Annotated in this window: 16 protein-coding genes and 1 tRNA gene; 5 read left to right on the top strand and 12 right to left on the bottom strand. The window is 57.8% G+C overall.

Annotated elements, in window-relative coordinates:
• Positions 1–5: 5 nt before the first annotated feature.
• From AB731_RS07345 to hflX, 4 genes are all read left to right on the top strand, one after another.
• A complete protein-coding gene (locus AB731_RS07345; protein WP_231638880.1) occupies positions 6–2,234 on the top strand; it encodes a sensor histidine kinase in 2,229 nt (742 codons plus the stop codon).
• Between the two features lie 20 nt (positions 2,235–2,254).
• Positions 2,255–3,640 carry a nitrogen assimilation response regulator NtrX gene (gene ntrX, locus AB731_RS07340; RefSeq protein ID WP_047093665.1) on the top strand — a complete coding sequence of 462 codons (1,386 nt, stop codon included), beginning with the start codon at positions 2,255–2,257 and terminating at the stop codon, positions 3,638–3,640.
• Between the two features lie 172 nt (positions 3,641–3,812).
• Positions 3,813–4,391, top strand: a complete 579-nt coding sequence (gene hfq / locus AB731_RS07335; RefSeq protein ID WP_047093936.1) for an RNA chaperone Hfq — start codon at positions 3,813–3,815, stop codon at positions 4,389–4,391.
• Positions 4,392–4,459: 68 nt separating this feature from the next.
• Entirely contained in the window at positions 4,460–5,737 is a 1,278-nt protein-coding gene (gene hflX / locus AB731_RS07330) for a GTPase HflX (RefSeq protein ID WP_231638879.1), read from the top strand.
• On the opposite strand, the gene mazG is transcribed toward hflX, so the two are convergent.
• The 10 genes from mazG to AB731_RS07285 all read right to left on the bottom strand — a co-directional run bounded on the left by mazG (position 5,734) and on the right by AB731_RS07285 (position 14,850).
• Positions 5,734–6,486, bottom strand: coding sequence for a nucleoside triphosphate pyrophosphohydrolase (gene mazG, locus AB731_RS07325; RefSeq protein ID WP_047093667.1), 753 nt, complete (start codon positions 6,484–6,486; stop codon positions 5,734–5,736). The genes hflX and mazG overlap by 4 nt on opposite strands.
• 127 nt (positions 6,487–6,613) lie before the next feature.
• Positions 6,614–6,790, bottom strand: coding sequence for a hypothetical protein (locus tag AB731_RS14130; protein WP_164474693.1), 177 nt, complete (start codon positions 6,788–6,790; stop codon positions 6,614–6,616).
• 12 nt (positions 6,791–6,802) lie between these two features.
• A complete protein-coding gene (locus AB731_RS07320) occupies positions 6,803–7,570 on the bottom strand; it encodes an MBL fold metallo-hydrolase (protein ID WP_047093668.1) in 768 nt (255 codons plus the stop codon).
• Complete coding sequence (locus tag AB731_RS07315; RefSeq protein ID WP_047093669.1) at positions 7,567–8,343, bottom strand: TatD family hydrolase; 777 nt, start codon at positions 8,341–8,343, stop codon at positions 7,567–7,569. The genes AB731_RS07320 and AB731_RS07315 overlap by 4 nt, the downstream gene beginning before the upstream one ends.
• The gene (gene metG, locus AB731_RS07310) at positions 8,343–9,905 is read right to left on the bottom strand and encodes a methionine--tRNA ligase (protein ID WP_047093670.1); all 1,563 of its coding nucleotides are present in this window, start codon (positions 9,903–9,905) and stop codon (positions 8,343–8,345) included. The genes AB731_RS07315 and metG overlap by 1 nt, the downstream gene beginning before the upstream one ends.
• Before the next feature lie 13 nt (positions 9,906–9,918).
• Entirely contained in the window at positions 9,919–10,890 is a 972-nt protein-coding gene (locus AB731_RS07305; protein WP_269429516.1) for an AAA family ATPase, read from the bottom strand.
• Complete coding sequence (tmk, locus tag AB731_RS07300; protein WP_047093672.1) at positions 10,887–11,522, bottom strand: dTMP kinase; 636 nt, start codon at positions 11,520–11,522, stop codon at positions 10,887–10,889. The genes AB731_RS07305 and tmk overlap by 4 nt, the downstream gene beginning before the upstream one ends.
• Positions 11,519–12,670 (bottom strand): D-alanyl-D-alanine carboxypeptidase family protein, encoded by a 1,152-nt coding sequence (locus AB731_RS07295; RefSeq protein ID WP_047093673.1) that lies wholly within the window; start codon positions 12,668–12,670, stop codon positions 11,519–11,521. Before AB731_RS07295 ends, tmk begins: the two co-directional genes overlap by 4 nt.
• A gap of 43 nt (positions 12,671–12,713) precedes the next feature.
• Positions 12,714–13,802 (bottom strand): SPOR domain-containing protein, encoded by a 1,089-nt coding sequence (locus tag AB731_RS07290; protein WP_162199471.1) that lies wholly within the window; start codon positions 13,800–13,802, stop codon positions 12,714–12,716.
• A 13-nt stretch (positions 13,803–13,815) separates the two neighbouring features.
• Entirely contained in the window at positions 13,816–14,850 is a 1,035-nt protein-coding gene (locus AB731_RS07285) for a lytic murein transglycosylase (protein WP_047093675.1), read from the bottom strand.
• Positions 14,851–15,014: 164 nt separating this feature from the next.
• On the opposite strand from AB731_RS07285, the gene AB731_RS07280 reads away from it, so the two are divergent.
• Positions 15,015–15,104: transfer RNA gene (locus AB731_RS07280), tRNA-Ser, on the top strand.
• 8 nt (positions 15,105–15,112) lie between these two features.
• Here AB731_RS07280 and AB731_RS07275 read toward each other — a convergent pair.
• Entirely contained in the window at positions 15,113–15,835 is a 723-nt protein-coding gene (locus AB731_RS07275) for a sulfotransferase-like domain-containing protein (protein ID WP_052768999.1), read from the bottom strand.
• Positions 15,832–16,773: an aminotransferase class IV gene (locus tag AB731_RS07270; RefSeq protein ID WP_047093676.1), complete on the bottom strand. Its 942-nt coding sequence runs from the start codon at positions 16,771–16,773 to the stop codon at positions 15,832–15,834. The genes AB731_RS07275 and AB731_RS07270 overlap by 4 nt, the downstream gene beginning before the upstream one ends.
• Positions 16,774–16,787: the final 14 nt, after the last annotated feature.

Raw genomic sequence — 16,787 nt, 5'->3', positions numbered from 1 at the left:
GCAACGTGGCATCCTCACCAGCTTCTGGAGCGGACATAACCGCAGCGAAAAGATCGCGATGGTGGCGGCGCACACAAGTGGCGGCGCGGCGCCTCAATCTATTTCTCTGGCTCGAGATATTGTGCGCCATCACACTTATTGTGATGCTGGTTACTGCGTATCTGACCATTGCCGCGCGGGCGAACAGCAATGATCTGATGCCGTCAGAGCAGGCCGCTGCGCTTCTTCTCGGCACGCTGATCCCCGCTTTGGGCATTGTCGTCCTGTGGGGCCGGCGGTTGGCCAAGCGGCGTACAGCCAGCATCACCTCGCGCCTTCACGTGAATCTGGTGTTCTTCTTTTCGCTTATTGCTGCGATCCCCACGCTGTTCGTCGCGGTATTCGCCTCCATCCTTTTTCAGTCCGGTGTGGAGTTCTGGTTTTCCGACAATTCGCGCGGGATAATGGAGAATGCCAACAATCTCGCAGAGGGTTATTACGACGAAAACCAGCGTGCCGTTGGTATGGAAGTCGTCGCCATGGCTGGCGACGTTCGTTTCTTCCTCCAGGGAATGCCGATCACGAGTCCGGAATTTCAGGAACAGTATTTTCTGCAAGTCTATTCACGAGAGCTAAGCGATAGCGCCATTCTCGTACGCGCGCAGGACGGGTCATTCCGGACTCCGGCCATTGTCGATCCAGAAGAGGACTATGAACGCGTCCGTATCATTCCGGCAGATGTTGACCGTTTGCAAGGTGGTGATGCTTTCGTCGTGCGAACTTCCCCCGAACGGGTTGAGGCGGTAGCGATGATCGACCGGGAGGCGGACGCATATTTGTATGTTTCGCGCGATGCGCAGCCAGAAGCGGTGCTGCTGTACCAGCAAGCCCAATCGGTGGTCGCATCCTATGCAGACCTGACGCAGCGTGCCCGCTTGCTGCAGCTGCAATTCAACGTTGCGCTATTTCTCGTGTCTCTCGCGCTTGTCGGACTGGCTGTTTATGCCGCACTGCGGTTCGCTGACAGGCAGGTGAAACCGCTTGCGGAACTGGCCGACGCGGCCGGCGAAATCGGCAGCGGTAATTACGCGATGAGAGTCGCGGGAAGAACTGGTCAGGATGAAATCGGTCTGCTGAACCGGGCCTTCAACCGCATGACGTCACAGATTGAACGGCAGACCGATGCCTTGCTCGGTGCCAATCACCAACTCGCGGAGCGCCGCGCATTCATGGAGGCGGTGCTTGAATCGGTTACCGCCGGGATCGTTTCACTGGATGGTGAAGGGCGCATCCTGCTGATGAACAGTTCGGCACAGAACCTGCTGCTTACAACGCCTGACGACGCCGTAATAGGGCGGGAACTCGAGGCAATTGTCCCGGAATTTGGGCGATTGATTCAAGAGGGTTCAGCCAGTGAAATCATCCAGTTCAACCGCGGCGGTGACTTGCTGACGCTGGCAGTGCAAATCTCCCCCGCGACCGAAGGAATGGTGATCACCTTTGAAGACATCACCCGGCAGCTGGTCGATCAGCGACAGGCAGCCTGGTCTGATGTGGCACGGCGTATCGCGCACGAGATCAAGAACCCGCTCACCCCTATCCAGCTTGCAACCGAACGTCTTCAACGGCGGTATGGCAAGCTGATCGAAAAAGATGCGGAGCTGTTTGATGAACTGACCGGCACGATTATCCGCCAGGTCGGTGACTTGCGCAAAATGGTCGATGAATTTTCCAGCTTTGCGCGCCTGCCCAAGCCCAATTTCCGGCAGGAAGACGCAGTCGATCTGGTCCGGCAGGCCTTGTTCCTGCAGGAAGTTGCACACCCGGAATATACATACAGTTTTACGACACAAGACGATGTCCCGCCAATCGAATGTGATCGCCACCAGTTTGGTCAGGCAATGACCAATGTCCTGAAAAATGCAGCCGAAGCCGTTGAAGTCAAAAGGCGTGACGCACCGCTGGATTGGCGTGGGCGGATTGGCGTGGCGGTAAAAACCGGCAAGGATTTCATCCAGGTCGATGTGACAGACAATGGCGTGGGCTTGCCGCAAGGCGGGGTCAACGTGATGGAACCCTATGTTACCACGCGCGAAAAAGGCACCGGCCTTGGCCTCGCCATCGTGAAGAAGATCGTCGAGGAACATGGCGGCGACATTGCCTTCACGCATCTGGATGATGGAGGGACCCGGGCAAGCTTGCGATTTGCGATGCACCCGACCGAAATAACCGATGGCGGGGACGGGCAAGAATGAATTCTGGAAGGAATTACTGAATGGCACTCGATATTCTTATCGTCGATGACGAGCGGGACATCCGCGATCTGGTTGCCGGGGTGCTGAGCGACGAAGGCTATGAATGCCGCACTTCGGGCGACAGCGAAAGCGCGATCGCAATGGTCGACGAGCGCCGCCCGAGCCTGGTGCTGCTTGATGTATGGCTGCACGGTTCTCCGCGTGACGGTCTGGAAGTGCTCGATGCCATCAAGGCGCGTGAACCTGGCCTGCCGGTCATTATTTTTTCCGGACATGGCAACATCGATACCGCAGTTTCCGCCGTCAGCCGGGGCGCGATGGATTTTATCGAAAAACCGTTTGAAGCTGGAAAACTGCTCCATTTGGTAGAACGCGCGACCGAAACAGAGCGACTTCGCCGGGAAAACGAGCGCTTGCGTGAAGGGATGGGGTCGCCGGATGAATTCACCGGCAACTCGTCTGTCATCAATCAGGTGCGCGCAACTCTGAAGCGGGTTGCCAATACCGGCAGCCGCGTACTTGTCAGCGGCCCGGCAGGGGCTGGCAAGGAAGTTGCCGCGCGACTGCTTCATGCCTGGAGCCCGAGGGCCAGCAAGGCCTTTGTCACCGTCAACTCTGCGCGCATCACGCCTGACCGTTTTGAACACGAATTGTTTGGCGAGGAGGCCGATGGCAAGCTGGTGCGCCCGGGTTTGCTGGAGCTCGCTGATGGGGGCACGCTCTATCTCGATGAAGTGGCGGATATGCCGGAAAGCACACAGGCCCGTATCCTGCGAGTGCTGACCGATCAGAGCTTCGTGCGCGTTGGCGGCAATCGCCAGGTTGGTGTTGATGTGCGCGTTGTCTCCTCATCGGCGCGAGATCTGCTCTCCGCAATCGAGGAAAAGCGCTTCCGCGAAGACTTGTTCTATCGCCTTAACGTAGTGCCGATCGAAATTCCTCCTCTCGCTGACCGGCGTGATGACATTCCGGCTTTGGCCGAGCATTTCTTCACCCGATACGCACGTGAACAGGGCCTTGTTCCTCCGGGCGTCAAACCAGAAGCCATGGCTGCCTTGCAGGCCTATGATTGGCCGGGCAATGTCCGTCAGTTCCGCAATGTGATCGAAAGAACGGTGATCCTTGCACCGCATGAAGATTTCAAGACGATTACGCCGGACATGCTACCCGAAGAAATTACCGGCAGCTCTTCTGAAACCGGATCCGGCATGTCCAATCTGATGGGCGTCCCATTACGGGAGGCGCGCGAGAGCTTTGAACGGGAATACCTTCGTATCCAGATCCGCAGGTTCTCCGGTAACATTTCCAAGACTGCCGGATTTATCGGTATGGAGCGTTCGGCACTGCATCGTAAGCTGAAGCTTCTGGGCATGAACGATCGCAACGGCGAAGGCGAAAAAGAATAGTTCTGACAAAACTTTCATTTCCAAAGAAACCTTTTCCAGACTTAAATAGTTCTTATATCTGTGGCATATTGCAACGCACAATATGCACGGGCGCTTCTGAAAATGCTTTTGTTTTCAACCGCCCAGAATGCTGCCATCAGAAATGGCGGCCAAAAAGAACGGAGTCAAAACAATGGCCAAGGGCACTTTAACGGCAAAACCAGTCGTCAAACCGGAAATCCCAGCTGACGACGCACCCGTCGCGGCAACGTCCGTCGCCGTAGGCGCGAAACAGGGCAATTTGCAGGATATTTTCCTGAATCACCTGCGCCGCGAAAAAATTCCTGTGACCATGTTCCTCGTAAAGGGCGTCAAGCTGCAAGGCATCGTCACATGGTTCGACAATTTTTCCATCCTGCTGCGCCGTGATGGCCAATCGCAACTGGTTTACAAGCACGCAATCTCCACGATCATGCCCGGTGACCCAGTGGATGCCGACAGCTTCGACACCGGCTTCGATGGCAACCGCAAGCAGCGTCTGCTGCAGGACATATTTCTCAGCCGCGTACGTGACGCAGGTGTTCAGGTGACCATGTTTCTCGTCAATGGGGTCATGCTCCAGGGACGCATCGCTGCCTATGACTTGTTTTGTATGCTGCTGGAACGCGATGGTTATGTACAGCTGGCCTACAAGCACGCGGTCTCCACGATCCAGCCTGCCACACCGGTCGATCTGACCGATGGCCTGGATGATAATGAAGACGAAACCTAAGGCGAAATCGGCTGATTGTAGATGATGATATCGAAGGCGAGGTAACGCGCGGTGCGCGGGCTCTTGTCGTGTCTCCAGAAATTCGCGGGCAGCGCAGCGGGGAAGATCCGGATGCGCGCCTGGAAGAGGCGCGCGGTCTGGCACTCGCAATCGGCATTGTCGTCGCCGAAAGCTATGTCCTCAAAGTGCGCGATGTACGCCCGAATACCCTTTTCGGGGAAGGGCAGGTGCAGCGCATCGCAACTGATTGTGAACTGCACGAGGCAGAGCTTGTCATTGTCGACGGAGCTCTGTCCGCTATCCAGCAGCGCAATCTGGAGGAAAAGATCGGTCGCAAGGTCATCGATCGCACCGGACTGATCCTCGAGATATTTGGCGAACGCGCAGCGACGGCTGAAGGTCGCCTGCAGGTTGAATTGGCCCATCTCGATTACCAGCAAAGCCGCCTTGTACGCAGCTGGACCCACCTTGAACGCCAACGCGGCGGCTTCGGCTTCCTTGGCGGTCCGGGTGAAACCCAGATCGAAGCTGACCGCCGGATGATCCGTGAGCGCATGGGTAAACTGCGCCGCGAGTTGGAGCAGGTCCGGAAGACCCGGGAATTGCACCGCAAACGCAGGGGCAGGGCGCCTTGGCCCGTTATCGCGCTGGTCGGTTACACCAACGCCGGGAAATCGACCCTTTTCAACCGAATGACCGGCGCCGATGTGATGGCGGAAGATCTGCTGTTCGCAACGCTGGACCCCACGATGCGCGCCATTAGCCTGCCCGGTGTGGAGAAAGCCATTCTGTCCGATACGGTGGGCTTTATCTCTGACCTGCCTACACAGCTTGTTGCTGCATTCCGTGCCACATTGGAAGAGGTGACTGCGGCAGACATTGTGCTGCATGTCCGCGATATCGCCAATCCGGATACTGCCCAGCAAAAACGCCAGGTGCTTGCTGTGCTTGAGGATTTGGGCGTGGTCGATGAGAATGGTGACGGCGTAGACGCGCCTGTCATCGAAGTCTGGAACAAGCTGGACTTGCTTTCTGAAGAGGACCGCGAGGATTTGGCAGCGATTGCCACGAATGACGATAGTGTCCTACCCATATCGGCGATAACTGGCGAGGGTATCGAAGCGCTGGCCTCTCGGCTAGGTGCCGTTTTGACAGAGGGTGCGCGAACCTATTCCTTCCTTTTGTCCGCTAGCGACGGGGCACGTATCGCTTGGCTTCATGCCCACGGTGAAGTTCTAAGCGAGGTTGAGGCAGGTGAGGGTGAGATCGAAGGGGACCTTGTTCGCAGAATTGAAGTTCGCTTGACCGACAAGGAATATGGCCGATTTGAAGGACTTGCGGGTTAAACCTCTGACCTTTTTACCTGTTGCCACAAAGCTTCCTGTGCGCCGATATCCAGTTTTGCGAAATCACCCCCAGCCAATTCTTCCATTGCGCGATAACGACGTTCGAATTTAGCATTTGCTGCGCGTAAGGCGTCTTCCGGTGCAATGCCATGGGCGCGGACAAGGTTGACAGCTGCGAACAGCAGATCGCCTGCCTCTTCGAACTTATGTTCTGGCGAAGCTTCCCGAAGTTCCTCGGATTCTTCCGCAAGCTTGTCTGCAGGGCCTTGCGTATCGGGCCAGTCAAAACCATCGCGCGTGGCGCGTTTCTGGAGCTTCTGCGCCCTTAAGAGTGCGGGCAAGGCGTTTGCCACGCCGTCCATGGCGCTCTCGGACCCTGTCGAGGCCCGTTCCGCAGCTTTGATATCTTCCCATCGATCACCGTCCATCTGACCGCCTTCGTCACCAAAGATGTGTGGGTGGCGGGCCTCCATCTTGTCAGATATTGCGCGAGCGACATCGGCAAACGCGAAATGCCCGGCTTCCTCGGCCATGCGCGCATGAAACACCACTTGTAGAAGCAGATCACCAAGCTCACCGCGGAGGTCATCCATATCGGCGCGCTCTATGGCGTCGGCGACTTCATAGGCTTCCTCGATGGTGTATGGAACGATCGTTGCGAAAGTCTGAGCGACATCCCATTCGCATCCGCGCTCCGGATCACGGAGACGCGCCATGATGGAGAGTAGACGGTTAAGTTGGTCGGACATTTGTTTTACCGATGGTTTGTAAATCGAGCGGGGCGAAGGATTGCCGTTCAATCTAGCGTGATTTCAGATTGATAATATATATTATGTTAAATTATAGGCCATGAATCAACGTGGTTTCGGGGCCAGTCTAATCGATCAGGCTGAACACAAACACGACTGCTGCGAAGATTGATGCCCAGATCAACGCCATGCGGATCGTCTTGCTGGTGTCAATCTGGTGCGAACGATACGCGCCGGCCATCAGGACCAGCCAGCCAAGCATCGCAATGATGGAAACCCAATGTGCTTCGCTAAAATTGCTCATGTCAGGTCTTCCTTACGCGATCAATTGCATGCCATCGAAACCGACCAGGACATTTGATGGAATCTCCGCGCTGACTGCATCATAATCCATGCTCTTATCCAGATGGGATAGCACAGTCATTCCGGCATTGGTTCGCTCAGCCATCTCCAGCGCCATGCCAAGATGTGCGTGTGTCGGGTGTGGTTGTCGGCGCAGACAATCGGTGACCAGAATGTCGATGTCGGCGAAGAACTCGACCATTTCGTCAGTCAATTCGCTGAAGTCCGTTGCGTAACCGATTGATTTTCCGTCAGCATCGAATCGAAATGCAGTTGTCGTAATCGGCCCGTGCGGCATTTCCATCCACTCTAACCCAAACCCGGCGTGCATGTGTTTGTTGCCGAGTTCTTCAAGCTCTACGATCGTGGGATAGCCATACTGGCCTGCAAACACATAATCGAACCGCCGCCGCAGCCGCTGCGCGGTTACCTTGGAAGCAAAGCCGGGTATTGCAGCGGTCCGCCCAAACCGCAATGGCCGAAGGTCATCGATCCCATGGCAATGATCGGCGTGGTCATGTGTCCAGAATACGCCATCGATCCTGTCCACCGTGTTGGCGAGCAATTGCTGCCGTAGATCGGTCGAGGTATCGACGAGCAAGCGCATTCCTGCATCGCTCTCCACCAAAATCGACACACGTGTACGGCGGTTTTTCGGATTGTCGGGATCGCAGGCCCCCCAGTCGTTGCCAATGCGGGGAACTCCGGTCGACGTTCCGCAACCAAGAACAATCAGCTTCACGCCTTGGCTTTCGTAAACAAATTGAAGAAATTGGCCGTCGTTGTATCGCCGAGGGCTTCGATACTGGTGGCACGCAAGTCTGCGACGAAAGCAGCCGTGTCGGCCACAAATGCTGGCTCTCCCGGCTTTCCCCGGTGCGGGACAGGTGCAAGGAACGGGCTGTCGGTTTCAACCAGAAGCCGGTCAGCAGGGATTTCCTTAGCAAATTCCTGTAGTTCTCTGGCATTCTTGAAAGTAACTATGCCTGAAAGCGATATGGTGAGACCCATATCCAGCACGCGCCGCCCGAATTCCGGAGAAGCGGTGAAACAATGGATGAGTGCGGGAAATGCCCCATTGCCCATTTCATCTTCCAGAATATCGCCAGTGTCCTGATCGGCATCGCGAGTGTGGATCACCAGAGGCAGTCCGGTTTCGCGAGCCACGCCGATGTGCATGCGGAACAGGTCCTGCTGCACCGCGCGATCGGATTTGTCATAATAGTAATCCAATCCGCTTTCGCCCAGGCCGACGACGCGGGCGTGCCGGCTTGCTTCCAGCAAGACTTCGCGGCCCAGATCGGCGTGCTGATCGGCCTCATGTGGATGAATGCCAACGGTCGCCCAGACATCGCTCTCCCGCTCTGCCGTAGCGACAACATCGCCCCATTCACGTTCACGCGTAGATATATTGAGGAAGCCGCTCACTCCGGCAGCGCGCGCATTGGCAAGTGCCTCGCCCTGACGTTCAGCAAGGCCTTCGTAATTCAGGTGGCAGTGGCTATCGATCAGCATCAGCCGCCCTCGCCTTCAGGCATATCGAGGCGCGGGAAAAGGCCCTGCGGCTTTTCCAGAGTGAAACCGCTTTCCGCTAGGGACGAATACCACTGCGAGCCGATTGCTTCCGGCGTGCGCAGATCCGCGCCGACGCCCATGGCGTCAAGCAGCTTCGTCATTGATTCCGGCATCACCGGAATGACCGCGACGGCCAATTGCGCGATGCAGATGTACAGCGTTGCAAGGACTGTTTCCATGCGCTGCGGATCGGTTTTCTTGAGTGCCCAGGGCGCTTCTGAATCGACATAGGCGTTGCAGGCGAAAACGGCGCTCATCCACGATTCAAGCGCTTGAGCGAAGGCCAAGTCGGCGAAAGCTTTCGGCATTTCATCACGCACCACTCGTCCGACATGTTCGAACAAGGCATTGTCTGCTTTTGTATGGCCGTTGATGGGTGGAAGCGCCGCATCGCAGTTCTTGAAAACAAGCGAAAGCGTGCGCTGTGCAAGATTGCCGAAGCTGTTCGCCAATTCCGAATTAGACCGATTTACAATGGCTTGCGGTGAATAGCTGCCATCTTGCCCAAAGCTGAATTCGCGCAGCAGGAAATACCGCAGCGTGTCGACGCCGTACAAATCAGCAAGCTCGCCCGGATCGGTGACATTGCCAAGCGATTTGCTTTCCTTCTGACCCTTGTTCAGGAGGAAGCCGTGCGCGAACACTTGCTTGGGCAAAGCGATATCGGCGCTCATCAGGAAGGCTGGCCAATAGACTGCGTGGAAACGGGTGATGTCTTTCCCGATCAGATGAAGGTCTGCCGGCCAGAACTTTGCCATATCTTCGGTAGGATCAGGATAGCCAAGGCCGGTGAGGTAGTTGGTGAGCGCATCGACCCACACATACATCACGTGGTCTTCCGCTCCTGGAACTTTTACGCCCCAGTCAAAGCTGGTGCGGCTGATCGAAAGATCACGCAGGCCGCCCTCGACAAAGCGCATCACTTCGTTGCGGCGGCTTTCCGGACGGACGAAATCGGGCTGTTCGTTGAATAACGCTAGCAGTTTGTCCTGATAGGCAGACAGGCGGAAGAACCAGCTTTCCTCGACGGTCCATTCTACCGGCGTGCCTTGGGGTGAAAGCTTATCGCCGCCCTCACCATCGACCAGTTCACTCTCGTCGTAATAGGCTTCATCGCGGATAGAGTACCAGCCTTCGTACCGGTCGAGATACAGATCACCTTTGGCTTCCATAGCCTGCCAAAGCGCCTGGCTTGCGCGGTGGTGCTCATCCTCGCTCGTGCGAATGAAGCGATCATACGAAATGTTCAGCGCGTCAAACAAGTCGCGGAAATAACCGGACATTTCGTCTGCCAATGCGCGCGGTGTGGTGCCCAGATCGCGCGCCTTTTGCGCCATTTTAAGGCCGTGTTCGTCCGTTCCCGTCTGGAAGCGGACCTCACGGCCCATTTGGCGGTGGAAACGTGCAAGGACGTCAGCTGCGATCGTCTCATAGGCGTGGCCGATATGCGGCTTGCCATTGGGATAGTGAATCGCGGTGGTGAGATAAAAAGGGTCTGCCATTATGGCCGCTTCCCTAGGACGCGCTCCGGGATGCCGCAAGGCTGGCGAGCAGCGTCCCTACTTCCATTATGAGCAATCCCGCATCGAAATTGGCCGTCGGTGCCTGAGCAGACAGCCGCACAAGCGCGCCGTGCGCCTCCGTGATGGCGGGGATTTCAGTGTGCGAAACGCCCGCCAGGCGTGCAGATACAACCGCGCGGGCGAGTTCAATAGCGGCCAATTGTTTCTCGCGTGACGGACGCATGCCCATCGCGCCGGCCATCCTGCCACGCAGACTGAAATCGGGATCACCGTCCTTCGCGATCTGCTGCATCAGCATGTGGATTTTACCCAGATCAAGTTCGACAAAATCAATCGCAGCGCCGGGGGACCCACTGGCAGCCGCGATGGCGGCGGCGCGCATTTCTCCGCTTGCCTGTGGAGATTCCCGGGCAAGAACAGCGTCCATATCCGCATCCGAAATGCGCGGAAAACTCAACACGCGGCAGCGGGATCGGATGGTGGGAAGCAAGCGCCCGATACGGTGCGCGATCAGGATGAAGAATGTGCCCTGCGGTGGTTCCTCCAGGCTTTTGAGCAGCGCGTTGGCGGCTCCGCCTTCCATATCATCTGCCGGGTCAATAATCACCGCCCGGCGCGAACCCATGGTGGGCCGTGTGTTGAGCCGCTGCTGCAGTTTGCGGATCTGGTCGATCTTGATGTTGCGCGCGAGTTCATAGGGTTTACCGTCACTGGCCTTCTTGGACTCTGCATCGTTCCTGGGAGGATGTGAGAGATAAAGAATATCTGGATGATCGCCAGCAGGTTGCGCAAGCCCGATTTCAGCGACCAGTTCACGCGCTGCGGCCCGTGCAAATGCGGATTTTCCGACGCCCTTGCGACCTGACAGAATCCAGCCGTGATGCATGCGCTCTCCGCCAAGAGCGCGGCGCCATTCACCCCAGGCATCTTCATGGCCGATATAGTCGGCGGGCAGAAGGCTCAACCTCCCTCCCCCAGCAGTGGGGCAATGGCGCGCCATACCCGTTCATGAACGATGTCCATTGTGCCGGATGCGTCGATCAGCACAAAACGTTCCGGGTCCATCGCCGCCAGATCACGGAAACGGGCCGCGACACGGGCGTGATACGGCGCAGAACGTCCGCCGATCCGGTCTGTCTCGTCACCATCACGTGCAGCCAGTCGGGCCGCAACGTCATCAGTCTCGGCGTAAAGCAGGAAGGTCACATCGGGCATTAGCGCATGAGATCCGATGGTATGCATTGAAAGGATGGCGTCGTCGGACAAATCGCTTCCCCCGGCCTGATAGGCGCGGGAAGAATCGATAAATCGATCGCACACCACCCAGTCACCGCGGTCGAGCGCTGGTCTGATGGCGTGATTGACATGGTCGGACCTTGCAGCGGCGAACAGCAGCGCCTCTGCTCTTGCATCCCAGTCATATTGCTTGTCGAGCAGAAGTGTGCGGATCGCCTCTGCGCCCGGCGTCCCGCCAGGTTCGCGCGTCAGCAGCACGCCGAGCCCGCGCGCACGAAGAATATCGGCTAGCATCCGGGCCTGCGTGGATTTGCCAACTCCTTCGCCGCCTTCAAAAGTGATGAAACGTCCGCTGCTCATGCAATCCACCTCGAGAATGCGTTTGCTATTCGCTGGAAAGCATTGGCTTTCGAGACGTCCTCAGCGGCTTCCAGAGGAGCTTCAAGCACGCTCTCGCCATCAATTGTCAGGCGTAGCCGTGCGATTGTATCGCCTGCCGCAATGGGTGCCTGTATCGGCCCGCGATAGACAATATCGATTTGCCAGCGTCCAGTTTCTGCGCCCTCGGGTATTGCAATCGTAAAATCGGCGGGCAGTTGCAGATTAACCTGCGCCTGTGCGCCTTCCTGCACCTCTGCGCTTCCTATCCGGGATCCTTGAGCCAGCAGAGTGCGCCGGTCAAACCCGTCAAAGCCCCATTCAAGCAGTGCACGTGATGCCTCATCACGCAAGGTCTGGTCAGGTGACCCTGCAATCACCATCACCAGTCGCCTGCCGGCGCGCTCCGCCGATCCGAGGAAAGTGTAGCCTGCTTCGTTGGTGTAGCCGGTTTTTAATCCGTCAGCGCCTTCAACGCGGCCTGTGACAGGATCATGGTTTGCCTGGGCGATATCGCGCCAACGGAGGCTACGGTGACCGAAAAAGCGGCCATACAGTCCGGGATAGCGCTGCGTGATGGCCTCCGCGAGGATCGCAAGGTCGCTTGCCGTGGTATAGGTCTGCCCGTCATCGGGGAAGCCATTGGGAGAGCCGAAATGCGTGTCGCTCATCCCAAGATCACGTGCATTGGCATTCATCAGGTCCAGCCATTCATCAAGCGAACCGGTAGCCGCCATCGCCATTGCCACGCTGGCATCATTGCCGGAGATGGTGGTTATGCCAAGCAACAACTGAGCGACAGTTGGCCGGTCGCCAGCGCGCAGGAACATGTTGGACCCCTCGGCATACCACTCATCCTCAAGCGCCGCGCTGTAGAGGTAGGGCATGTCGAGCCGCAGATCGCCTTCATCGACCAGTTTGAAAGCGGTGTAGGCCGTCATCACCTTCGTGACAGAGGCGGGCACGAAGCGGCGATGCGCTTCACGCTCAAACAACACCTGACCGTTGGACAGGTCAATCAGCAAGGCTACGGGGATTTCGTCCGGTACCGGAGCATCAGCCGGGATCGCAGGCGAACTTGCCAATGCCAGCGGCATTGCCGCCAATATCATCGCTGCCTTTTGCTTCACGCCCGTTCCGCCAGTTTGAGCAGCGAACAGGCAGGAATGCCGGTCAGCCGCTGGTTAGGATTCGTGCGTCGCTATACCCTGCACGGCGAACGTTGGCGAGCGAGGCCTCGGCTTCTCCACGGGTGAGGAACGGGCCGGTCCGTACGCGGTAGTAGCGGCCCGATTGGGTGATCTGTCCACCAAGGACATTGGCCACACGTTCTGCGCGCTCAATTGTCGAAAATGCAGCCGCCTGAACCACGAAATTTCCTTCTGCTGCAATTGCTGGTGCGGTAGCTGGTTCGACGATTGGTGCGATAGAAGCCTGCGCCATTTCGCCCAGAGAATCGCCTGGATTAGCATCGCCTGGAGAAGCATCGAGCGGCGGAAGCGTCAGCGGTGTTCCCGGTACAGGCGGCAGTTCTGCTCTGGCTGTCTCAATAGGTGCCGGTGGGGCAGAATCCGGTATTCGCGGTGTCGGCATTGCATCCGACGCAGCAAGTGCCACCGTTTCGATGCTGCTTTCCGGCACGGCAGACAAAGCGGCGGGCGTGGCCGCGTTTTCCGCACGCAGCGAAGCCCCGCCGTCAGCGGGCAAACGGCGTTGCAGCACAGTCAACAAGGATTGCGGCGTATCCATGCGCAGCGAAGCGGGTTCACCCCCACGCAATACAAACCGTTCTGTCTCGGGCGGGTTGACACGGCGGACCCGCACCGGTGTTTCGGCAGTCGCGCCAAGCTGCGCCAGTGCTGCGGGCGATAAAGCCAAAAGATGATTGCTTGTCATCGGACCGCGCCGTTCAAGCCGCACCAGCACTGTTCGTCCGGTTTCCAACGAGGTTACTTCGACATAGCTTGGAAACGGCAATGTGTGGTGCGCGCCCGAATATCCGACCGCCCCCAGATCCACGGCAACGTAGCCGACATGGTCGTAGTTCAGCGTATCGCTGGGTATATATTCAACCCCGGCAACGCGATAAGGTTCACCTACAAGGACGGGATAATCAGCGCGCGGGCCGTTTGATCCGCGCATTGCAGTGGCTGATTGGTCACCCGCCGAGGCGAGTCCCGAATCGGACCCTCCACCTCCCAATGTGCCGCAAGCCGACAGGCCAGCAGTAAGGAATACGGTTAAAACCCCGCGCTTGAGCACGGCGAAACGGACGTCATCTGGTAATCTCATCTGCAAGCAACCCCACACTCATGGCGTAGTAATTCGAGCAGTTATATTCGAGGATAACCCTATAATTCTGAGTTAAGAGGTAACCGGGAGCTGCCGGGCCGTCCGGTTCGAACAGCGCAGCCAGCGTATCCTCAGCGATCGGCGCCTGCGGTGTTATTCCTCTTTCACGCCACTCCCGAACGGTTAGCCAGCGGCTGTGACGTTCATGGACCCGCGGACAAATCGGTGAGTTGACGTGGTTCTCGATGCCCGAACGATTGGCGGAATTTGGCACAAACGCCCGCACCGCCCAGGGTTCGCCTTGTCGCCAACCGGCATCACGGAAATAATTTGCGATCGAAGCCAGTGTATCGGCATCGGAATTCCAGATGTCGCGATCTCCATCGCCGTCACCATCAACCGCGAGCCGCAGATAGACGCTCGGCAGGAACTGCCCATTGCCGAAGGCTCCGGCCCAGCTGCCTACCAGCTGATTGCGCGATACGCCCTGATCAACCATCTTCAGAACGTCAATCAATTCGCGTTCGAACAGGTCACGGCGGCGCCCGTCCCACGCCAGCGTGGCAAGGCTGCGCGGCAGATCGAAACTGCCCATGACCGCGCCATAGGCGGTTTCATGCCCCCATATGGCAATGATGATTTCAGCAGGAACGCCATATTGCCGCTCCACCTGCGAGGCGAGCGGGCGAAGACGGGACAATGTGCGCACACCGCCATTGATGCGCGCCTGCGTATTATGCCGCGCGATATAGGCAGCCATTGACGGGAAACCGGTCGATGATCTGGTGCTGCCGCTGGACAATAACTGGTCGCGGTCCAGCTCCAGCACGCGGTTGTTGGGCGTAAGGCTGCCCAGAACACGGTCGATCGTTTGCTGGCTGACCCCCTCTGACCGAGCATGTTGCCCGACCGTCTGCATATATTGCTGGAAGCTTTCCTGTTGAGCCGAGGCGGGGCTGGCACTGAGAAGGCAGGCGGCGATGGCGAGGCCGAAATGGCGAATTCGAGGAAATTTCATGATGGTACCCTAAGCGATTGCGCGGACGGGTGGAATCCCCTGATTTGCACTAAACGACCAAATTGCATGCATCTGCGACGGACAGAAGATGAATTGCGTTGCCCCGACACAACAAGTGGTGGTGACAGAGACCAAATTTCGCGCTAATCGGCGCGCGCTCAGTCGGACAGGTGGCAGAGTGGTCGAATGCACTAGTCTTGAAAACTAGCGTGGGTGCAAGCCTACCGTGGGTTCGAATCCCACCCTGTCCGCCAACAGCCCCTTACAGCGCAAATCTGGCGAGTGCCTCGTAGTCGGCCATGCACTCCTCTGCGACTGCGGCATATTCGCCTTCTAGCTTCGGGATGTCTTGCGGAGCGGTGCCAAAGCCCGTTGAGGCATTGACCTTGTCATACCAGTGAGCGCCCCAGACGCCGTCTTCCGGATGCGGGCCTTTTTGCCAACTGAGCATTGCAGGGTCCCAAGCTATGCCAAGCGCGGTGCAAAGCTTTCGCAAAACGCCAGGTGGATCCCGCAGGATTGCATCGCTGTCGACTACGGGCGGAGGGTTGCCGTTGCGATCAGCCTCCTGATCAAAATAACGACGAAGCTGCGCGAAGCCGAGCATTTCGGCGCGGCGCAATTCGTTCTTTTTCCGATAGCTCGCGACAACCCGCTCGGGCGCCCGGATCAGGAAAGCGTGGCGATGGTCTGGCATGTCAGCAATTGAGACCGGGCCGACCATATGGTGCGGCATGTGCTTCTGATACCAAATTTGAGCGCCGACTGGTGCCTCACCGGACTGGGCCGCCAACACAGAGCGCCAGTCGCAATCCATATCCGCAATGGTCTCTGCGCCGAGCGGATGATTTTCTCCGCTTGCCTTCAGGAAAGCGCCATAGAACGGCTCATCAGAGACTGCGCAATCGGGCCGCGCGCCGAAGCTGCGCATCATCGCGGTGGAGATATTGCGCGGGCCGGACCACATGGCGATCCGGATTGTCATGCCTTCTCTTGGGGCCGTGCCCTGCCCTTCACATCATTGGCGAGCAATTCGAGGTAGAGGCGCTGCAATCGCTCCACCATCGGGCCGCGCTCGGTCCCGAGCAGCCGCCCATCAACCGTTCCGACCGGCGCGACGCCAGCAAAGGTGCCGGTGGTAAAAGCTTCGTCCGCTCCGTACACGTGGGTGAGCGAGAAATTGCGTTCGCGGACCGTGATACCGGCTCCGCGTGCAGCCTCGATCACGGCACCTCGCGTGATACCATCAAGACAATAATCACCGGTGGAGGTCCAGATTTCGCCATCTCTCGCGATGAAGAAATGGGTGGAATTGCAGGTAGCGACAAAGCCGTGCGGATCCAGCATCAGCGCCTCGTCCGCGCCTGCCTGAGTCGCCTGAATACAAGCGGTTATGCAATTGAGCTTGGAATGGCTGTTAAGCATCGGATCCTGCACATCGGGATATCCGCGCCGTACGTGGACGGTAAACAGATCGAGCATCCGCGTCGCAGTTTCGGGTGCAGGTTCCTTCCACTCGGGAATGATCACGATGGTAGCAGGAGAGATCACCACGCGCGGGTCCTGATAGGGCGTGGAGCGCACACCGCGCGTCACCATCAGCCGCACATGCGCGCCATCTTCCGTCATGCCATTGGCATCGAGCACGGCGTAAAGCCGCCGCTCCAGCTCCTCACGCGAAACACCAAGGTCCATCGCAATGGTCTTTGCCCCGCGCCAGAGCCGGTCGAAGTGCCGGTCCAGAAATGCAAGCCGACCCTGATGAAGTCGCAGGCCTTCCCATACCCCGTCGCCCAACATGAAGCCGCTATCAAACACGCTGACCTTCGCCTCGTCACGCGGGAAATGCGTGCCGTTTACGTCGATCATTATGCCTGCATTGCGCGGATCAGGGATGTAGCTGTGGGTGCCCTTGCCTTCCATCTATTTGGCCACGG

It is taken from the genome of Aurantiacibacter marinus, assembly GCF_001021555.1.
In the GTDB taxonomy this organism is placed as follows: domain Bacteria; phylum Pseudomonadota; class Alphaproteobacteria; order Sphingomonadales; family Sphingomonadaceae; genus Alteraurantiacibacter; species Alteraurantiacibacter marinus.
Note: the sequence above shows the minus strand (reverse complement) of the source record. Positions and strands in the feature narration are given on the sequence as shown.

What these genes read in the sequence shown, in the direction of transcription:
- ntrX (WP_047093665.1), top strand. Translation starts at nt 2,255, where the DNA reads ATGGCACTCGATATTCTTATCGTCGATGACGAGCGGGACATCCGCGAT.
- hfq (WP_047093936.1), top strand. Translation starts at nt 3,813, where the DNA reads ATGGCCAAGGGCACTTTAACGGCAAAACCAGTCGTCAAACCGGAAATC.
- mazG (WP_047093667.1), bottom strand. Translation starts at nt 6,486, where the DNA reads ATGTCCGACCAACTTAACCGTCTACTCTCCATCATGGCGCGTCTCCGT.
- AB731_RS14130 (WP_164474693.1), bottom strand. Translation starts at nt 6,790, where the DNA reads ATGAGCAATTTTAGCGAAGCACATTGGGTTTCCATCATTGCGATGCTT.
- AB731_RS07315 (WP_047093669.1), bottom strand. Translation starts at nt 8,343, where the DNA reads ATGCTGATCGATAGCCACTGCCACCTGAATTACGAAGGCCTTGCTGAA.
- metG (WP_047093670.1), bottom strand. Translation starts at nt 9,905, where the DNA reads ATGGCAGACCCTTTTTATCTCACCACCGCGATTCACTATCCCAATGGC.
- tmk (WP_047093672.1), bottom strand. Translation starts at nt 11,522, where the DNA reads ATGAGCAGCGGACGTTTCATCACTTTTGAAGGCGGCGAAGGAGTTGGC.
- AB731_RS07285 (WP_047093675.1), bottom strand. Translation starts at nt 14,850, where the DNA reads ATGAAATTTCCTCGAATTCGCCATTTCGGCCTCGCCATCGCCGCCTGC.
- AB731_RS07275 (WP_052768999.1), bottom strand. Translation starts at nt 15,835, where the DNA reads ATGACAATCCGGATCGCCATGTGGTCCGGCCCGCGCAATATCTCCACC.
- AB731_RS07270 (WP_047093676.1), bottom strand. Translation starts at nt 16,773, where the DNA reads ATGGAAGGCAAGGGCACCCACAGCTACATCCCTGATCCGCGCAATGCA.